This is a genomic window from Streptomyces sp. NPDC057428, from assembly GCF_042803195.1.
In the GTDB taxonomy this organism is placed as follows: Bacteria; Actinomycetota; Actinomycetes; order Streptomycetales; family Streptomycetaceae; genus Streptomyces.
This window is the reverse complement of the sequence record NZ_JBHVCT010000021.1, coordinates 16786-33942: the sequence shown is the minus strand read 5'-3', so window position 1 is coordinate 33942 and position 17157 is coordinate 16786. Positions and strand designations below refer to the sequence as shown.

General features: G+C 70.6%; 15 protein-coding genes and 1 pseudogene. 10 read left to right on the top strand and 6 right to left on the bottom strand.

Going from position 1 to position 17157, the window contains the following annotated elements:
* Position 1: 1 nt before the first annotated feature.
* From ACFU5K_RS11370 to ACFU5K_RS11360, 3 genes are all read left to right on the top strand, one after another.
* Entirely contained in the window at positions 2 to 229 is a 228-nt protein-coding gene (locus tag ACFU5K_RS11370) for a gas vesicle protein (RefSeq protein WP_384059229.1), read from the top strand.
* Positions 226 to 504 carry a gas vesicle protein K gene (locus ACFU5K_RS11365; protein WP_384059226.1) on the top strand — a complete coding sequence of 93 codons (279 nt, stop codon included), beginning with the start codon at positions 226 to 228 and terminating at the stop codon, positions 502 to 504. Before ACFU5K_RS11370 ends, ACFU5K_RS11365 begins: the two co-directional genes overlap by 4 nt.
* Before the next feature lie 146 nt (positions 505 to 650).
* Complete coding sequence (locus ACFU5K_RS11360; RefSeq protein ID WP_384059223.1) at positions 651 to 2213, top strand: MFS transporter; 1563 nt, start codon at positions 651 to 653, stop codon at positions 2211 to 2213.
* A 67-nt stretch (positions 2214 to 2280) separates the two neighbouring features.
* Here the strand turns inward: ACFU5K_RS11360 and ACFU5K_RS11355 are convergent, their stop codons facing one another.
* The 3 genes from ACFU5K_RS11355 to ACFU5K_RS11345 form a co-directional block, all read right to left on the bottom strand.
* Positions 2281 to 2862: an N-acetylmuramoyl-L-alanine amidase gene (locus ACFU5K_RS11355; protein ID WP_384059221.1), complete on the bottom strand. Its 582-nt coding sequence runs from the start codon at positions 2860 to 2862 to the stop codon at positions 2281 to 2283.
* A 135-nt stretch (positions 2863 to 2997) separates the two neighbouring features.
* Positions 2998 to 4284 (bottom strand): SWF or SNF family helicase, encoded by a 1287-nt coding sequence (locus ACFU5K_RS11350; protein WP_384059219.1) that lies wholly within the window; start codon positions 4282 to 4284, stop codon positions 2998 to 3000.
* A complete protein-coding gene (locus ACFU5K_RS11345) occupies positions 4281 to 7157 on the bottom strand; it encodes a DEAD/DEAH box helicase (protein ID WP_384059216.1) in 2877 nt (958 codons plus the stop codon). Before ACFU5K_RS11345 ends, ACFU5K_RS11350 begins: the two co-directional genes overlap by 4 nt.
* A gap of 257 nt (positions 7158 to 7414) precedes the next feature.
* On the opposite strand from ACFU5K_RS11345, the gene ACFU5K_RS11340 reads away from it, so the two are divergent.
* The 3 genes from ACFU5K_RS11340 (at position 7415) to ACFU5K_RS11330 (ending at position 9293) form a co-directional block, all read left to right on the top strand.
* A complete protein-coding gene (locus tag ACFU5K_RS11340) occupies positions 7415 to 8479 on the top strand; it encodes a fatty acid desaturase family protein (RefSeq protein WP_384059213.1) in 1065 nt (354 codons plus the stop codon).
* A 92-nt stretch (positions 8480 to 8571) separates the two neighbouring features.
* Positions 8572 to 8754 (top strand): hypothetical protein, encoded by a 183-nt coding sequence (locus ACFU5K_RS11335; protein ID WP_384059210.1) that lies wholly within the window; start codon positions 8572 to 8574, stop codon positions 8752 to 8754.
* On the top strand, positions 8751 to 9293 hold the full coding sequence (locus ACFU5K_RS11330; protein WP_384059357.1) for an MOSC domain-containing protein: 543 nt from the start codon (positions 8751 to 8753) through the stop codon (positions 9291 to 9293). Before ACFU5K_RS11335 ends, ACFU5K_RS11330 begins: the two co-directional genes overlap by 4 nt.
* Positions 9294 to 9526: 233 nt before the next feature.
* Here ACFU5K_RS11330 and ACFU5K_RS11325 read toward each other — a convergent pair whose 3' ends face one another.
* Positions 9527 to 10084 (bottom strand): TetR/AcrR family transcriptional regulator, encoded by a 558-nt coding sequence (locus ACFU5K_RS11325; protein WP_384059207.1) that lies wholly within the window; start codon positions 10082 to 10084, stop codon positions 9527 to 9529.
* A 92-nt stretch (positions 10085 to 10176) separates the two neighbouring features.
* Here ACFU5K_RS11325 and ACFU5K_RS11320 point away from each other — a divergent pair.
* Positions 10177 to 11225 (top strand): annotated as a pseudogene (locus ACFU5K_RS11320) (zinc-binding dehydrogenase).
* A gap of 103 nt (positions 11226 to 11328) precedes the next feature.
* Here ACFU5K_RS11320 and ACFU5K_RS11315 read toward each other — a convergent pair.
* Together ACFU5K_RS11315 and ACFU5K_RS11310 are read right to left on the bottom strand one after the other, a co-directional pair.
* The gene (locus ACFU5K_RS11315) at positions 11329 to 12213 is read right to left on the bottom strand and encodes a hypothetical protein (protein ID WP_384059204.1); all 885 of its coding nucleotides are present in this window, start codon (positions 12211 to 12213) and stop codon (positions 11329 to 11331) included.
* A 270-nt stretch (positions 12214 to 12483) separates the two neighbouring features.
* Complete coding sequence (locus ACFU5K_RS11310) at positions 12484 to 13083, bottom strand: class I SAM-dependent methyltransferase (RefSeq protein ID WP_384059202.1); 600 nt, start codon at positions 13081 to 13083, stop codon at positions 12484 to 12486.
* A 170-nt stretch (positions 13084 to 13253) separates the two neighbouring features.
* On the opposite strand from ACFU5K_RS11310, the gene ACFU5K_RS11305 reads away from it, so the two are divergent.
* The 3 genes from ACFU5K_RS11305 (at position 13254) to ACFU5K_RS11295 (ending at position 17100) form a co-directional block, all read left to right on the top strand.
* Positions 13254 to 14042 carry an MHYT domain-containing protein gene (locus tag ACFU5K_RS11305; protein ID WP_384059200.1) on the top strand — a complete coding sequence of 263 codons (789 nt, stop codon included), beginning with the start codon at positions 13254 to 13256 and terminating at the stop codon, positions 14040 to 14042.
* Between the two features lie 77 nt (positions 14043 to 14119).
* The gene (locus ACFU5K_RS11300) at positions 14120 to 16666 is read left to right on the top strand and encodes a nitrate- and nitrite sensing domain-containing protein (RefSeq protein WP_384059198.1); all 2547 of its coding nucleotides are present in this window, start codon (positions 14120 to 14122) and stop codon (positions 16664 to 16666) included.
* A complete protein-coding gene (locus ACFU5K_RS11295; protein WP_384059195.1) occupies positions 16663 to 17100 on the top strand; it encodes a roadblock/LC7 domain-containing protein in 438 nt (145 codons plus the stop codon). The genes ACFU5K_RS11300 and ACFU5K_RS11295 overlap by 4 nt, the downstream gene beginning before the upstream one ends.
* Positions 17101 to 17157: the final 57 nt, after the last annotated feature.

Here is a 17157-nt window from a genome sequence, read left to right as displayed (position 1 = left end):
GATGCCGCACAACGTGGTGCCCTGGGACAACCCCGAACCTCTGAGCGGGCCCATCGGGGTGCCACTCGTCGATCTGCTCGACCGGGTACTGGCGACGGGCGTGGTGATCAGCGGTGACCTCGTCATCGCGATCGCGGACGTTCCGCTGGTGCGGCTCTCCCTGCATGCCCTGCTCTCCTCCGTGAACGAACGCGTGCCCGCGCCCTGGGCGGATGGAGGGCCGCTGTGACGGACTCACGGATCGACGTCGACTCGGACCGGCTCGGCCGGGACCTCGTGGCGCTGGTACTGACCGTGGTCGAGCTGTTGCGCCAGCTCATGGAACGGCAAGCGATCCGTCGCATCGATCAGGGGGACCTCTCCGACAGCCAGGTGGACGAGATCGGGACGACGCTCATGCTGCTCGACCAGCGCATGGCCGAGCTCTGTGAGCAGCACGGGGTGCGCCCGGAGGACCTCAACCTCGACCTCGGTCCACTGGGCACCCTGCTGCCCCGCGACTGACCTCGTGGCGGGTCGCGGGGGCTCACCTGCATTCTGACGGCCTGTCCGGGCCCACCTGGTGTTCGATTGGCGGAGCTGTCCGGCCCGCTTTAACGTCAACGAGTGAACGTTCCCGAGCAATGCCGACTCGTGTGGCACGGAGCGCTATGACGAATCCCCGGTCGAATTCCGCGACCGTTGCCGATTCCCCGAAGCGGGGACACGGCAACGGCATCGCGCTGCTCGTCATCGCCTCCTGTCAGCTGATGGTGGTCCTCGACATCACCATCGTGAACATCGCTCTGCCCCACATCCAGAGCTCACTCGGTTTCTCGACCGAGAACCTGTCGTGGGTGGTCAATGCCTACACCCTCACCTTCGGCGGATTGCTCCTGCTCGGTGGACGGTTGGGTGACATCCTCGGCCGCCGACGGGTCTTCGTCTTCGGTGTCCTTCTGTTCGTGCTCGCCTCCCTGCTCGGTGGTCTCTCGCAGGACGCCTGGCAACTGCTCGCCTCGCGCGCACTGCAGGGTGTGGGTGGCGCGATCGCTTCCCCGACGGCCCTCTCCCTCATCACCACGACCTTCCGTGAAGGGCCCGAGCGCAACCGGGCGTTCGGGGTGTTCGCGGCGGTCTCGGCGGGCGGGAGCGCCATCGGGCTGCTCGCGGGCGGCGTGCTGGTGGAGTGGCTCGACTGGCGGTGGGTCTTCTTCGTCAACGTCCCCATCGGCCTGCTGATCGCGTTCGCGACGCCTCGTTACATCAAGGAGTCCGAACGCCACCCGGGTCACTTCGACCTCCTCGGCGCATTCACCTCCACGCTCGGCATGGTGTTGCTCGTCTACGGCTTCATCCGGGCGTCCGAGGACGGCTGGACCGACTCCCTGACCATCGGGGCCTTCGCGGGCGCCGTCGTCTTCCTCGGGGTCTTCCTGGCGGTGGAGAGCCGGTCGAGGCAGCCGATCACACCGCTGCGCATGTTCCGCGACCGCAATCGCGCAGGCACCTACGGCATGATGCTCAGCCTGTCCGCGGCGATCTTCGGAATGTTCTTCTTCCTGACTCTCTTCGTGCAGAACATCCTCGACTTCAGCCCGCTGCGGGCGGGCCTGGCATTCCTGCCGGTGAGTGTGATCATCGCCATCAGCGCGGGAATCGCCTCGCAGTTGCTGCCGAAGTGGGGCCCCAAACCCTTCTTGGTGGTGGGCGCGATCTTCGCGGCGGCGGGACTGGGGTGGCTCACCCTGACCGACGTCGACAGCACCTACCTGGGGAGCATCCTCGGACCCCTGCTGGTCTTCGGGTTCGGCATGGGCATGCAGTTCGTCTCGCTCACGCTGATGGCGGTCTCCGGCGTGGCACCCAGAGAGGCAGGAGCGGCCTCCGGAGTCCTCAACGCCACCCAGCAGGTGGGCGGATCGCTGGGGCTCTCCATCCTGGTCACCGTTTTCGGCACCGCCAGCCGCAACGAGGCGAAGGACCAGGTCCCCAGCTTCCTCGCCGAGTCGACCCCGGCCCAGAAGCTGCAGTTCCGCAGAACGGGTGAACTCCCGTCGCCGTGGGGCGACCAGGTTCTCGCGTCGGGCGTCTCCCAGGCCTTCGTGGTCGCGGCCGTCTTCTCGGTCGTAGCCGCGCTGATCGCCCTGCTGGTCATCCAGGTGCGTGCGTCCGACCTCGAACGCCTTCGGGGCGGCGGGGCCATGGCGCCTTCGACCGCCGAAGAGGCATAAGGCGCCTCCGGAGCGTCCGCCGGGAGAGAGACGGGCCGGCCGAGGCTGGCCCGGCCGCCCTTCCGCATCAGACCAGTTCGACGAGACGGATGTAGCGCCCCCAGTCCCAGTTGACGCCCGGGTCGGTGTGGTCGCTGCCCGGCACCTCGTGGTGGCCGATGATGTGCGCGCGGTCCCTGGCCAGGCCGTAGCGGTCGCAGATGTCCGCGGTGAGCCGCGCCGACCGCTCGTACATCGTGGGTGTGAAGTACGAGGGCTGGTCCACCCAGCCCTCGTGCTCGATGCCGATGCTGCGGGCGTTGTAGTCCCAGTCCCCCGCGTGCCAGGCGATGTTTCGCTCGCGCACGCACTGCGCCACGAAGCCGTCTCCCGAACGCACCACGTAGTGGGCCGACACCCGTGTGGCCGGATCCGCGAAGATTCCGATCGTCTCGGTGAACGTCTGCTGGGCGACGTGGATGACGATCCGGTCGACCTGATGGCCCGAACGCCTGTTCGCGGACGTGCGGTTGACGGGGGCCGCGGGAAACCACTGTGCCTGCGGGTAGTCCGTGACCGAGGTCGGAGTGGCCACCGCGCGGACCGAGGCCGGCAGGAGTGCCGCCGTGGCGGTCACCGCGGCGCCCTGAAGGATCCTTCTGCGCTGCACCGGCACTCCTGGGGATGGAACCTCGTCACGACGTACGGCTGAAGGACGCGCCGCCCCGGCCTACGGTTCCCCGCGCGAGGGCACCGCGCGCCGCTCTTCGCACCGGGGTGACGCGTCCCGCGGGCAGCCGGAGCCTCAGTCGGAGGCCACGGCTGCCAAGGCGGCGGCGGGGTCCGCGGCCGCGGGGCCGGCGGACACCCAGCGTCCCCGCACCTTGCGGTAGGGCCACCAGCGCCCGTCGCGCCCGAACCGCAGCTGCGTACCCGAACCCGACTCCGTCCAGCGGTTGTTCACAACAAGGAATCGCGGTACCTCGCCCTCCTCCCACGCCGCCGCGAGCTGTGCCGCCGCCCGGGCGAGGTCGTCAGCGCAGGGCTGCCATTCCTCGTCGTGGACCGCAAGGGCCGCGCTCCCGCCGTGACGCCAGGCCTGCACGGCGTCGTCGAGTCCGGCGCCCTGCCTGCCCGCGGCGGAGGCGAGACGCGCCATCAGCGCGCTCCCGGGCCAGCCCTCGGCTGCCATGCGTACGGCGTCCTCGCCGAGCGTCAGTTCCGCCGCCAGAGGACGGAGTGCGTGACCCGGTGCAAGCGCCTCCACCAGCATGGCGAAGGCGCGTGCGGCGCTGTCCGCCGCCAGGAAGCTCAGTGCGGCGGGGTCGATACCGGCAACAGGCACGGTCTCGGCGTCCAGCGAGGGCGGCGTGCCCGGCTCCTCGGGCGGACCCGGGGGCAGGGGAAGAGACGGCAGGATGTCCCGCGCGGCGAAGACCTCGTCGGCCCGAACCCCTTGCGCCGGCGCTCCGGCGATCCCCTCCGCGTTCGTCGCGGGCCCCACCGCGCCGGCCGCGCGCGCCACGCTCCGGGCCTGCAGCTCGTCGATCAGCCGCCGCTCACCACGCCCCCGCAGGAGCATCAGCACGAAGGGATCCTGATCCAGGAGTCGTGCGACCTGGTAGCACAGGGCGGCCGAGTGCGGGCAGTGGTCCCAGGCCTCGCAGCCGCAGTGCGGGTCCAGGTCGCCGATGCCCGGCAGCAGGTCGACCCCCGCAGCCGCGGCGTCCTCCACCAGGTGCGGCGGCATCTCGCGGTCGAGCAGCGCGGCGATGTGCCCGGACCGCTCGGAGGCCATGTCCAGGAACCGGTCCCACTCCTCTTCACCCAGTTCCTGGAGCAGCACATCACTTCGGTACGCCGTCGAGTCCCGGTCCTGTACGACCGCGGTCAGCCGGCCAGGCCGCACGGACACCGCGCCGACGCGGCCTTCCCGGGCCAGCCTGCGCCCCTTCTTGAGCTGCGCCCCGTCCAGCGCCGTTTCCTCCAGCGACTTCAGCCACGCCCGCCCCCACCAGGACGTGGCGAAACAGCGGCCCTGCGCCGGCGGCAACGCGGCGAACGTACGCTCCGGCTCGGTGCTGTCGTTCATCGTGCGCCCCCTCGCAGCTCGACCAGTTCGGCCAGCTCGGCATCGGTCAGTTCCGTCAGCGCGGCCTCGTCTGCGCCGAGTACCGCGTCCGCGATCCCCTGCTTGCGGGCCAGCATCGCCGCGATCCGGTCTTCGATCGTCCCCTCGGCGATCAGCCGGTGCACCTGCACCGGCTGGGTCTGCCCGATCCGGTACGCACGGTCGGTCGCCTGCGCCTCGACCGCCGGGTTCCACCAGCGGTCGAAGTGCACGACGTGGCCGGCCCGGGTCAGGTTGAGCCCCGTGCCGGCGGCCTTGAGCGACAGCAGGAACACCGGTGCCACGCCGGCCTGGAAGCGGTTCACCATGGCTTCCCGCTCGGCGACCGGGGTCCCTCCGTGCAGGAACTGGGTCGGTACATCCCGCGCCGCCAGATGGTGTTCCAGCAGGCGGCCCATCTGGACGTACTGGGTGAACACCAGCACGCTCGCACCCTCGGAGAGGATTGTGTCGAGCAGTTCGTCCAGCAGCTCCACCTTTCCCGACCGGTCCACGATCCGGGGCCGTTCCTCCTTGAGGTACTGTGCGGGGTGGTTGCAGATCTGCTTGAGCGCCGTCAGCAGCTTCACGATCAGCCCGCGCCGCGCGAAGCCGTCCGCCCCGGAGATCTCGGCGAGAGTCTCGCGGACCACCGCCTCGTACAGCCCGGCCTGCTCCGCCGTGAGGGACACCGGGCGATCGGTCTCCGTCTTGGGAGGCAGCTCGGGTGCGATGCCCGGGTCGGACTTTCGGCGCCGCAGCAGGAACGGACGGACAAGCGAGGCGAGCCGCTCGGCGGCCGCGGGGTCGTTCCCGCTTTCGACCGCGCTCGCGTACCGGTCGCGGAACGTACCGAGCTTCCCGAGCAGCCCCGGCGTCGTCCAGTCGAGGATCGCCCACAGCTCGGAGAGGTTGTTCTCCACCGGGGTTCCGGTGAGCGCGACGCGCGCACCCGCTCCGATGGTCCGCAGGTGCCTGGCGGTGGCCGAGCGGGGGTTCTTGACGTGCTGTGCCTCGTCGGCGACGACCATGCCCCAGGAGGCCCGTGCCAGCCGCGCCGGGTCGAGGCGCATGGTGCCGTAGGTCGTGAGGACGAACTCGCCGTCGCCGATGTCGTCCAGCGCGCGCGACGGGCCGTGAAAACGCCGGACCGGCGTGCCCGGGGCGAACCGCTCGATCTCCCGCTGCCAGTTGCCCATCAACGAGGTGGGGCAGACGACGAGCGTGGGCCCCGCGGTCGATCCGGTCTCCTGCCGGTGCAGGTGGAGCGCGATGAGTGTGATGGTCTTGCCGAGCCCCATGTCGTCGGCGAGGCAGCAGCCGAGACCGAGCGAGGTCATCGTCACCAGCCAGTTCAGGCCGCGCAGCTGGTAGTCGCGCAGTTCGGCGCCTAGCGCCGCCGGCTGACCCACCGCCTGTGCCGTCGGTGACCCGGGGTCCGCGAGGCGCGATCGCAGCTGTTCGAGCCAGCCCGTCGCGGACACCTCGACCCGGCGCCCGTCGATGTCCGTGGTCCCTGTCAGTACGGCACCCAGGGCGTCGATCGGAGTGACTCTGCGGTCCTGGGTCCGCCGCGCGAGGCGGATCTCCCCCGGGTCGACGAGCACCCACTGGTCCCGCAGCCTGACCAGAGGTCTGCCGGCCTCCGCGAGCCGGTCCAACTCCTCACGTGTCAGCGTCCGGTCGCCCAGCGCGAACCACCAGTCGAAGGCCAGGAGCGCTTCGGGCGAGAGGAAGGACGGGGCCCCCGCTCGGGGCCGCGTCTCCGTCACGCCGCTGTTGTCCGCCCGGCCGATCACCGCCCGGGTGGTGAGCTTCCGCGCCGGTTCCTTCGGCCAGTGCACTTGGACGCCCGTCGCGGCGAGCGCCCGGGCAGCCGGCCCCAGCAGCTCCGCGATCTCCTCGTCCGACGGCTCGATCGCGTCCGGCACCGGGGCGGACAGCAGGGGTGCCAGCGGCGGCCACGCACGCGCCGCGCGGCGCAGGGCGAGCAAGGCGTCCATCCGGGCGCGGGGACCGAGAAGCGACGCGGCGGGGGAGCGGGCGGCCCACACGTCCACCGCGTCGGCGACGAGCGTGGGCTCCCGGACGCTGTGGATCTGCAGGACGGCACGGAAGGAAGGTGTTTCGCCGCAATCGCCCTCCCCGCCTTCCACCCGGGCGAGCCCCGAGACCTCGACCCGCAGGGAGAGGCGCACACCGGCATCGTGCCCGGCCGCCACATCCGCCGCCCACGGCCGCAGCGCGGGCAGGTGCTGCACCTCTCGGCCGGCGAACGCCGGGGCACCTGCGAGCGATTCGGCCGCCGGGGTCCGTGGCAGCCCGTCCACCACCGCGTCGACGAACGCCCGCAGCAGTGACTCGGGTTCGGCCAGCAGCAGCGGATCGGCCGCCGCGTCCAGTGGTACCGCATGCGCGGACGGCGGCATCGAGGCTGCCAGGACCCGGATCCGTTCGAGATCGTCCGCGGTCAGGGGGCCGGCACGCCAGGCCTCGCGGTCCGTGGCGCTCAAACCCGGCAGCAGCAGTCCGCGCGCGACGAGTTGGAGCGAGAACACGCCTGCGGCGCCCCAGAACGCGGCCGAGGGCGAGGCCCCGACGCCGGCCCGCGCACGTGTCAGGACCGGTAGCGCGTCCTTCACCGGCAAGAGCAACGCCGGTACGGCGTAAGGGCGGATGTCACTGCCGACGACTGTCAGTTCCTCAGGACTGCCAAGATCACCGGGTGGGGTGCTACCGTCCGGGTTCCAGAACGCGATCAGGCCGGTACGGGCCGGATCCGCGGGGATGAAGACTGCGGAGCAGCGGGACAGTTGAGTGATCTCGTGGAGTGTTGCCGCAGGGAGCCTGTGCACAGCGATGTCGAATTCCTCAAATTTGACTAGTGAGCCCGGGGTCGCCGAGGGTACCTCACCCACGGCCCGTTCCAGGAGAAGCCCACAGTGATCCACTCACTGGATTCTGCCTTCTGAGGCTTGGGGTACAGCTCGCCCCACCACCGGACACGGGGGATTGCCCCCGCACTGCCGGGGTGATGGCGCCATAGCTGCCACGGGCCCGTTCTTCGTACGTTTGACCAGGTCAGAGCAGATGCCCAGAAACCGGAGACGTCATGCCCCAGGCGGTAGCAGCCACCGTTGCGCCACACCCCCGAGACGGATCGGAGAGTCCGGCGGGCTCGCAGGCCGCAGGCAGTGATTTCGCACCACTCCTCAAGACCGTCAAGGGGCGGGGTCTCCTCGAGCGGCGGACCGGCTGGTACGCGAGGGGAATCGCCGCGAACCTGGCAGCCCTCGGCGTGGTGTTCACCGGCATGGTGTTCCTGGGTGACACCTGGTGGAACATGTTTCTCGCCCTGCCGCTGGCCGTCCTGTGGACCCGTACCGCCTTCTTCGGACACGACGCGGGACACGCCCAGATATCCGGTGACCGCAAGGCCGCCCGGATCATCGGACTCGTGCACGCCAACCTGCTCCTGGGTATGAACGAGGCGTGGTGGAACGACAAGCACGTACGCCACCACGCCAACCCCAACCACATCGACAAGGACCCCGACGTCGGTGTCGGCGCCCTGGTGTGGACGCAGAAGCAGGCCGCGCAGCGCGAGGGATTCGCCCGCCGCCTCACCCGCAACCAGGCCCGCCTCTTCTTTCCTATGCTGCTGCTCGAAGGCATCGCCCTCAAGATCTACGGCTTCCAGTTCCTGCGGCGTCAGCCCGGCCGTGAACGTGCCGTCTCCGGCCTTCTGCTCGCCGGTCATCTCGCCCTGTACGCCGCGCTGCTGCTGACCGTCATGTCCCCCGGCAAGGCGGTCGTCTTCGCCCTCCTGCACCACGCGCTCTTCGGCCTCCACCTCGGCATGGCCTTCGCCCCGAACCACAAGGGAATGGAGATGCCCGACCCCGGCGGCTCACGGTGGGGTCATCTGCAGCGCCAGGTCCTCACCTCGCGCAACGTGCGCGGGGCGGTCCTCACCGACTGGTTCCTCGGCGGCCTCAACTACCAGATAGAGCACCATCTCTTCCCGAGCATGCCCCGCCCTCACCTGCGACTCGCACAACCCCTGGTGAAGGCCCACTGCGCGTCCATCGGCATGCCGTACGCGGAGACCGGCCTCGTCGAGTCATACCGGCAGGCCCTGCGGCACATGCACGAGGTCGGGGCGCCGCTGCGCTGACGCAGGGACGTGCGCACGGGACCCGGAACCCACGGGCGCGCGCATGCGTTCACCCAACAGGAGCGGCTCCGGCCGCGAAGGAGGCACGGATCATGTCGAACGGTGCAAAGATCGCCATCGGGGGAGTCGTCGCGGCAGTCGTCCTGATTCCGTTCATCGGATTCTGGTGGTCACTGCTGGTGCTCGTCGGGGTGCCCACCGTGGGCTACCTGATGCTCGACCCGTCGCAGAGGCGCAGGCTTCGCAGGATCGGTCGTAAGGAGATAGGGCGCTGAACACCACGGTCGCGGCAGTGAACAGCAACGGCGTGTACTCGTTCACCAAGCCGAACAGGGCGAGCATCACGCTGCTGGCCGGGCTCGGGGTGCAGGGCGACGTACACGCCGGTGTCACGGTCAAACACCGCTCGCGCGTCGCCCAGGATCCGACGCAGCCCAACCTGCGGCAGGTCCATTTCATCCACCAGGAGCTATTCGCCGAGCTGAGGGAGGCCGGGTTCGAGGTGGCCCCGGGTGATCTCGGGGAAAACGTCACCACCAGCGGGATCGATCTGCTCGCGCTGCCGGCAGGGACTTTGCTCCGGCTCGGGGACGAAGCGGTCGTGAAGGTGACGGGCCTGCGGAACCCGTGCCTGCAGATCGACATCTTCCGCGACGGACTGCTCAAGCAGGTTGTCGGCCGGGCGGACGACGGCACTGTGGTGCGGAGGGCCGGGATCATGGGAGTCGTCGTGACGGGTGGGATCGTCCGGCCGGGTGACCAGGTGCGGGCCGAGCTGCCCGCCGAGCCGCACCGCCCGCTCGAGCGCGTGTAGGGGCACGGCCGTCCTGTGCCGCGCGTCGCCCGGGAGCGCGCGGCCCGGTCTGTCTTCGCGCTGTCCGGCGGATCCTGACCGGGATCGCGACGCCCGGCGCGCATACCTCCCCGTGCCGGCGGAATCAGGCAGGACGCCTCCGCATGCCCCGGCCGAGGACGAGCCTCCCCGTCCTGATCGCATGCGCCGGGAGCCGCCTGGCCGGGCTGAACGGCATTGTCTTGTCGGCGTAGCTAGTGGTGGGATGCCGTGCCGGCTCGAACCAGAGCTCGTGCCAGGTCGATGCTCTCCGTAAGGCTGTCGAGCGAGAGGGGCTGCAGGGCGAGAGCACCCTCATGCAGCACGAGGAGTTGGGTGGCGAGTGCGGCCGGACGCGAACAGCCCGCCGCGGTGGCGAGTTCGGCGAACAGGTTCCGCAGCCAGAGCTTCTGGTCGGAGGCGATGCGGTGTGCGGGGTGCGAGGAGTCCGGCAGTTCGGCCAGTGCGTTGATGAAGGCGCATCCGCGGGTGTTGGTCTCGCTCCAGGTCCGCAGTGCCTCGAAGGGAGCTGTGACGGCCTCCACTGGTGTGCCACCGGCCTCGACCGCGGCGCGGACAAGTGATCGCCAGCGCTGGTCGCGGTCCTTCAGATAAGCCGCCACCAGATGGTCTTTGGAACCGAACTGGTTGTACAGGGTCCGCTTGGTCACCCCGGAGTGCTCAGCGATCAGATCCACGCCGACCGCCGTGATGCCGCGCTGGTAGAACAACTCCTCCGCAGCCGCCACGATGCGGCGGCCCGCCGGCGTCATGGACCGGGCTTCCTGCACCGCGCTCCCCTTCACTGATCGGTGTACCGTGGGTGATGTTCACAGATCAGTATACCTGTCGGGAGGTTCGAGCGATGAGTGCGTCCCATTCCATGCGATCGGTGCGGATCACAGGACACGGAGGACCGGAGGTTCTCGAACTGGCAGAGGTCCCCATCCCTGCCCCACGGGTAGGAGAGGTGCTGGTCCAGGTCAGTGCGGTAGCCCTGAACAACACCGACCTGTGGACCCGGGAGGGTGCCTACGGCATTCCAGGAGACCCGAAGGCGCGGTCGGGATGGCGGGGCCCGATCGACTTCCCGCGCATCCAGGGCGCCGACGTGGCCGGTCGCGTGGTCGCCGTCGGGACTGGAGTGGAGGGGAGCCTCGTGGGGCGCCGAGTGGTCGTCGACCCCGCGAAATACGACACTGCAGGGCCGCACGCCAGCCCGGTGGGCCTGATGGGGAGCGAACGCGACGGCGGCTACGCCGAGTACGTGACGGCATCGGCGGAGCGTGTGCACGACGTGACGGATTCCCCGCTCACGAACGCCCAGCTCGCAGCGCTGCCGACCGCCTACGGCACGGCGCTGGGAATGATCGAGCGAGGCCGGCTGCGGAAGGGAGAAACCGCCCTGGTGTCGGGAGCGTCCGGAGGCGTCGGCCTCGCTCTGGTGCAGATCGCCCGTGCGCGGGGCGCGAAGGTGCTCGCCATCAGTAGCGGGCCCAAGATCGAGGCGGTGCGTGAAGCAGGCGCGCACGAAGTCGTCGATCGTGCCGGAGGCACCTGGGAGCAGGTCCGTTCTGCCGCTGCGGACGGCATCGACGTCGCACTCGACGTCGTGGCGGGCGAGCTGGTGGGTGAGGGACTTCCCCTGCTGCGCGAAGGGGTCGGTGGGTCATCGCCGGCGCACTGGGTGGACACGAGGTGGTGTTCGACGTGCGGCGTCTCTACCTGCACAACGCGCAGGTCATCGGGTCAGCGATGCACACGCCCGCACACTTCGGCCTCCTCATGGACCTGGCTCGTAGGGCCGAGATCCAGCCCGTGATCGCCGCGACCTTCCCGCAGGAGCAGGCCGCGCGGGCACAGGAGGAACTCTCCCGCAGGCGGCACGTGGGAAAGATCGTCATGCACCCCTGAGTTCCGTCCTGCGGATCATGGTCCGAGCTCAGTGCGGACCGGCGCGACGGTGGAGGTGCCGCGGAGGACGGCATCCAACCCGCCGCGTCCCACGGTCCGGCGGTCAGTTCGGCCGGACGGCGAGTTCGTCGAGTGACTTCAGCAGCCCCGGAAGTTCCGGGCCCCGGCCTACGGTCATGACCTCACCCGGCTCCTCGTCGAGCAGGAGGAACGCGATGTCGTCGGTCCTGGCCACCAGTGACCAGCCGGGGCCGTCGACGCGCAGCGTGCGCGCCCCGCCGGGGGCGAAGGCTGACCGGATCCGGCCGGGCGGGGGCGGAGCAGCGACGTAAGCCCGAGCAGCCTCCAGCGCCGCACGCACGCCGGGGTGCTGACCGCCTCCGGTGCCGGAGGCCGGCCCGCTGTCATCGGCGGCCGCGTTTCCGGCCTGCGCGGGAGGGGCCTCGTCGGACGGCTCGGTGTCGCCGGACGCGCCGAAGGCGGTCTCGTCATCTATCTGGTCCCGCCAGGCCGACCACTGCAGTGCTATCTCGTCCGCCCCCAGCCGCCGCTGCGGAGCTCCCCAGGTACCCGTGTCCGGGGGCGTCAGTGGAACCGGCCCCTCCGCCCCGGCGTCCGGATCGGGGAGCGGGTCGTGCGGCTCGGGCACTCCGGGAGCGGCCACCGCCAGTGCGAGCGGCCAGCCCGGCAGAGCGCAGACCACCGAGCGGTCGTCGGGGGAGAGGTCGTACTCCATGCCGCAGTCCCACGAGGCGATGGCGACCGCCACCAGCGACACGTCGTCGACGACCACTGTCCAGCGTGCGCCCCCGCTGTCCTGTCCGAGCACGAGGCCGTAACCCTCGGCGTACGGTTCCAGCCCGAGCTCCGCGCACGCGGCCACGTAGTCGTCGCCGAGCACACTGGGGAACTGCGCGGGGGTCAGCAGCACCGCCGTCAGCACGAACAGTGCGTCGTCGTCGGCGACCGTGTCGTCCGTCCCTGCCACAGCACCCACCCTCATCCCGCATCGCTTGGCTTGTCGGCGCACCTTAACTACTCGGTAACCCTGTCGTCGAGGCCCTGACAAGCGAGAACGGCGTATTCCTCCCCGGTGCCGGACCTGCAGGGGGCGCCACGGCCCTCTCCGCCCTGGTCGGCACCCACAGCGGTCCGGCCAGGGCGGAGAGGGGGAGGGATGGCGTGGACGAGTGGCACATTCGGTTCTCCGGCAGCCTTGACGCGGACCCGCCGAAGGTCCGAGAGCGACGCCGCCCGGTCAGCCGGTTCGCACGGCCAGCACGAGGAAGCGGGCGTCCTCGTCGATGTACGTCTCCAGGTGCCACCCCGAAGCCGCCAGGAGAGGCGTGAGCCGGGGCTCGGCGCGAAGGTCGTCGTCCGATAGCGCACGGCCGTGCCGAGCGGCCAAGGCCGCGCGCCCGATCGGATGGAACAGTGCGAGCCGACCACCCGGACGTACCACGCGTGCAAGCTCGGACAGCCCCTGCTCCGGGTCCGTGAGGTGCGAGATCAGCCCGGCTGCGAACACTCCGTCGAGGGCCGCCGAGCGCAGAGGCAGTCGCTCGACGTCGGCAAGGAGCAGTGCCCCGCTCGCCGCTCGTCCCGCCCGCAGCGCCGTTCGCAGCATGGCGGGCGTCAGATCGGCTCCGAGCACCGTGCCGCCGGGCCCCACCTCGGTACGCAGGGCAACCAGCGCGCGTCCCGTGCCACAGCCCGCATCGAGCACGGCGTCGCCCGGCCGCAGGCCGAGTTCACCGACGGCCGTGGCGTAGGCGGGGCCGTCGTCCGGGAAGCGGCTGTCCCAGTCCGCCGCCCGTACGGCGAAGAACTCCTGCACGCGTGTGTGGTCGTCGGCCATACGGACATGATCGCGCACGACGCGACGCGACACGACCGAACGAAACGACACGAGCGGTGCGCATGTTCGAACGTCGTCTGATCGCCTAGGAACATTTCCCTGTCATATTTCAGCACCTTTCGAAATGAGCGCCCGGCGTGCGTCCTCGGCGGCACTACCGTCCCCGGTCTATGGGACACCTGGACCACGCCACCTTCGGCTGGCTGACACCCGTGCTGTCGTACGCGATGGCATGCGTCGGCGCCGCGCTCGGACTGCGCTGCACCGTGCGCGCACTCGGCACCAGAGGCCGCTCACGCCGGAACTGGCTGCTCACGGCCGCATCGGCCATCGGGACGGGCATCTGGACGATGCACTTCGTCGCCATGCTCGGCTTCGGTGTCACCGGCACGGACATCCGCTACGACGTACCGCTCACCCTGCTCAGCCTTCTGGTGGCCATGCTCGTCGTGGGCGCCGGAGTCTTCACCGTGGGCTACGGCCGCGACCGCTTCGGCACTCTCTTCGTCGGGGGGCTCACCACCGGACTCGGCGTCGCCAGCATGCACTACCTCGGCATGGCGGCGCTCCGGCTCCACGGCACCGTCGTCTACGACCCCCTGATGGTGACAGTCTCCGTCGTCATCGCCGTCGTCGCAGCCACCGCGGCGCTCTGGGCCGCACTCCACATCAAGTCGCCCGGGGCCGTGGCCATCGCGTCCCTGGTGATGGGCGCGGCGGTGAGCAGCATGCACTACACGGGCATGCTGGCGGTCGATGTCCGGGTCGCTCCGTCAGTATCGGAACTCTCCGGGGCCACGGTCATGCAGTTCATCTTCCCGCTCGCGGTCGGCCTCGGGTCGTACCTCTTCCTCACCTCGGCGTTCGTGGCCCTCTCACCGGCTGCCCGTGAACGCCCGTCCAGGAACGCCACCTTCGACGACACCGCCACCGAACGGCCCGCGGCGGCGGCCCCCTGACCGCACTCCCGCCGCCCCGCTTCCCGGTCGCACGAGGCGACCGGGCCCCAGACCTCTCCACCCGGAACGAGGAGGCCATGCGCACACCCCGCCCGACGAACCCGGAGCCAGGTCCGGGCACCGGTCGGCCCGCGACACCGCCGCGCGGAAGGCGCGCACACGCCGGTCAGCCCGCGGACGAGCTCCCGGAGCATGCGGCCTGGGCGCCTACGTCCACCGAGCCCGGGAGGGGACGCGTTTCGCTGCGTCCCCGGACGGTGCGGGCCAAGATCATCTCCTTGCTCATGGTTCCTGTCGTGTCTCTCCTCGCTCTCTGGGGATTCGCCACCGTCACCACCGCACAGGACCTGGCACGGACCCGCGAGATCCAGCGCATGGACAGCACCGTGCGCGCCCCGGTCTCCGCGGTCGTCGGCGCCCTGCAGGAGGAACGGACAGCGGCGCTGCGGCAGTTGGCTGCCCCCGGTACAGGGCATGCGGCGGCGCTCACGCAGCGCGCCGAGCGTACGGACGACGCTCTGGGAGCGCTGAGTCTGGGTGACGGTCACACCGTCGCCGATGCCGGTGTGCTGCCCTCCGGAGCCGCCGCGCGGCTCACCGCGTTCCTGGACCGTGCCCAGCGGCTGACCGCAGTGCGCGACCGCCTCATGCATCCCGTCGGACCCAAGGAGTCCCGGGCTGCGGACGCCTTCACGCCGTACACCGAGACCATCGCCGCGGGCTTCGGTGTCGCCGGTGCCCTCACCGGGGTCCAGGACGCCGAACTCGGATCGCAGACCCGCGTCCTTCTGGAACTCGCGCGCAGTGGAGAGATGTTCGCCCGCGAGGAAGCCCTGCTGGCGCAGGCCGCGCTGACCGGCACGCTCAGCGGTGAGCAACTGCGCCTCTTCACCGGTGCGGTGGCGACGCGCCGGACTCTGGCCGCGGCGGCCGCTGCCGACCTGCCCGTCGCCGGCCGCACGGCCTGGCAGAAGCTCTCCGAGCAGGATGCCTACCAGCGGATCACAGCGGCCGAGGACGCCGTGCTGGACGCCCCACCCGGCCGTCGCGCGGCGAAGGCGGTGTCCGTCACCTGGGAGCGGGACACGGCCGTCGTGCGCAAGGGCATGCGCGCCATCGACACCGAGGCGGGTGACCGTGCCGCCGACCGGGCCGGCTCCTTCACGCGCGCGTTGTCCAGCCCGGCAGGGGCCGCCGTGCTCCTGGGATTTCTCGCCGTCGTCGCCTCACTCGTCATCTCCGTGCGGATCGGCCGCGCACTCGTCGTTGAGCTCGTCGGTCTGAGGGACGGCGCTCTTGAGATCGCCCGGCGGAAGCTGCCCCAGGCCATGCGGCGCCTGCGTGCAGGCGAGGATATCGACATGCGGGCCGAGGCTCCCCGCGGCCGCTCGTCGCACGACGAGATCGGGCAGGTGGGCGAGGCCCTGAACACCGTGCACCGTGCCGCCCTCGACGCTGCGGTGGAGCGTGCGGAGCTGGCCAGCGGGATCTCGGGGGTGTTCGTCAACCTGGCCCGCCGCAGTCAGGTCCTCGTCCACCGTCAACTCGCCCTCCTCGACGGTATGGAGCGCCGGGCGGAGGACCCGGGCGAGCTCGGTGACCTGTTCCGTCTCGATCACCTGACCACCCGTATGAGACGGCACGCCGAGAGCCTGATCATCCTGTCCGGGGCCGCACCCGGGCGTGCCTGGCGCATTCCCGTGCCCCTGACCAACGTCGTGCGCGCGGCAGTGTCGGAGATCGAGGACTACGCCCGCGTGGAGGTACGGTCGCTGCCGGCGGCCGGCGTGAAGGGTGCGGCGGTGGCCGACCTCACCCATCTGCTCGCTGAACTGGTCGAGAACGCCGCCCAGTTCTCCCCGCCCCACACCAAGGTCCGGATCAGCGGGGAACCCGTCGGCAACGGATACGCCCTGGAGATCGAGGACCGAGGACTCGGCATGGGGGACGAACTGCTCGACGAGGCGAACAGGCGCATCGAGCAGTCCGAGACGATGGATCTCTTCGACAGCGACCGGCTCGGTCTCTTCGTGGTCAGCAGGCTCTCCGCCCGTCACCGCATCAAGGTCCAGCTGCGACCGTCCGCGTACGGGGGCACGACCGCCGTGGTGCTGCTGCCGACCGCGCTGCTCCAGAGCGGACTTCTGCAGGGCTCTGCCACAGGTCCTGCGGATGCCGTGGAGGAGAGGACGACGGTGGCGAGGGACGACGTGGGACGCAGGGTTTCGGCTCCTCACCGGCCTCTTACGGAGCCTTCCGCCTTCCCGGCCCCCGTCGCCGTACGGGCCCTCGAACCACGGGCGCCGTCCGGGCCGCGGCCCGGTCCGGCTCCGGTCACCACCCTGCACAGGCGTAACCGCTCCGCCGAAGAGGACGGCGACCTGCCGCGGCGCGTGCGGCAGGCCAGCCTCGTACCCCAACTGCGCGAGCAGCCGGGGGCCGAGCCGAACGGGACCGCGCCGGTGGCCGGACGAAGCCCCGAGCAGGCCCGCGACCGCATGACCGCTTACCGCGACGGATGGCTCCGCGGCGGCGGGAGCGCACCCGGGAAGAACCGCCGGGGCCCCACGGCCGACAGGCCCGTGTCCCCGTTCCGGCAGTACACCGAAGGAGACGAGACATGATCGTGAACGAGAGGCCCGGAGGGTCCTCGCGCCGCTCCGGCGAACTCGACTGGCTGCTGGACGACCTCGTCGCACGGATCGCGGAGATCCGGCACGCCGTCGTGCTGTCGAGCGACGGTCTGGCGGTCGGGGCGTCCCAGGCTCTGAGCCGTGAGGACGCGGAACATCTGGCGGCCGTAGCATCGGGTTTCCACAGCCTCGCGAAGGGAGCCGGCCGGCACTTCCGTGCCGGCGGCGTCCGCCAGACCATGGTCGAGATGGACGAGGGTTTCCTGTTCGTCGTGGCAGCAGGGGACGGCTCGTGTCTCACAGTCCTCGGCACCGCGTTCGCCGACATCGGCCTGGTGGCGTACGAGATGGCCCGCCTGGTGAAGCGGGTGGGCGAGCACCTCGCCAGCCCGGCGAGGCCGGTCGGCCCGCCGGCCACGGGCTGAGGGCGGGCCGGATGCGTATCGAAGAGGCCGGGGCCGGGCCGGGCGGCGACTACGGGG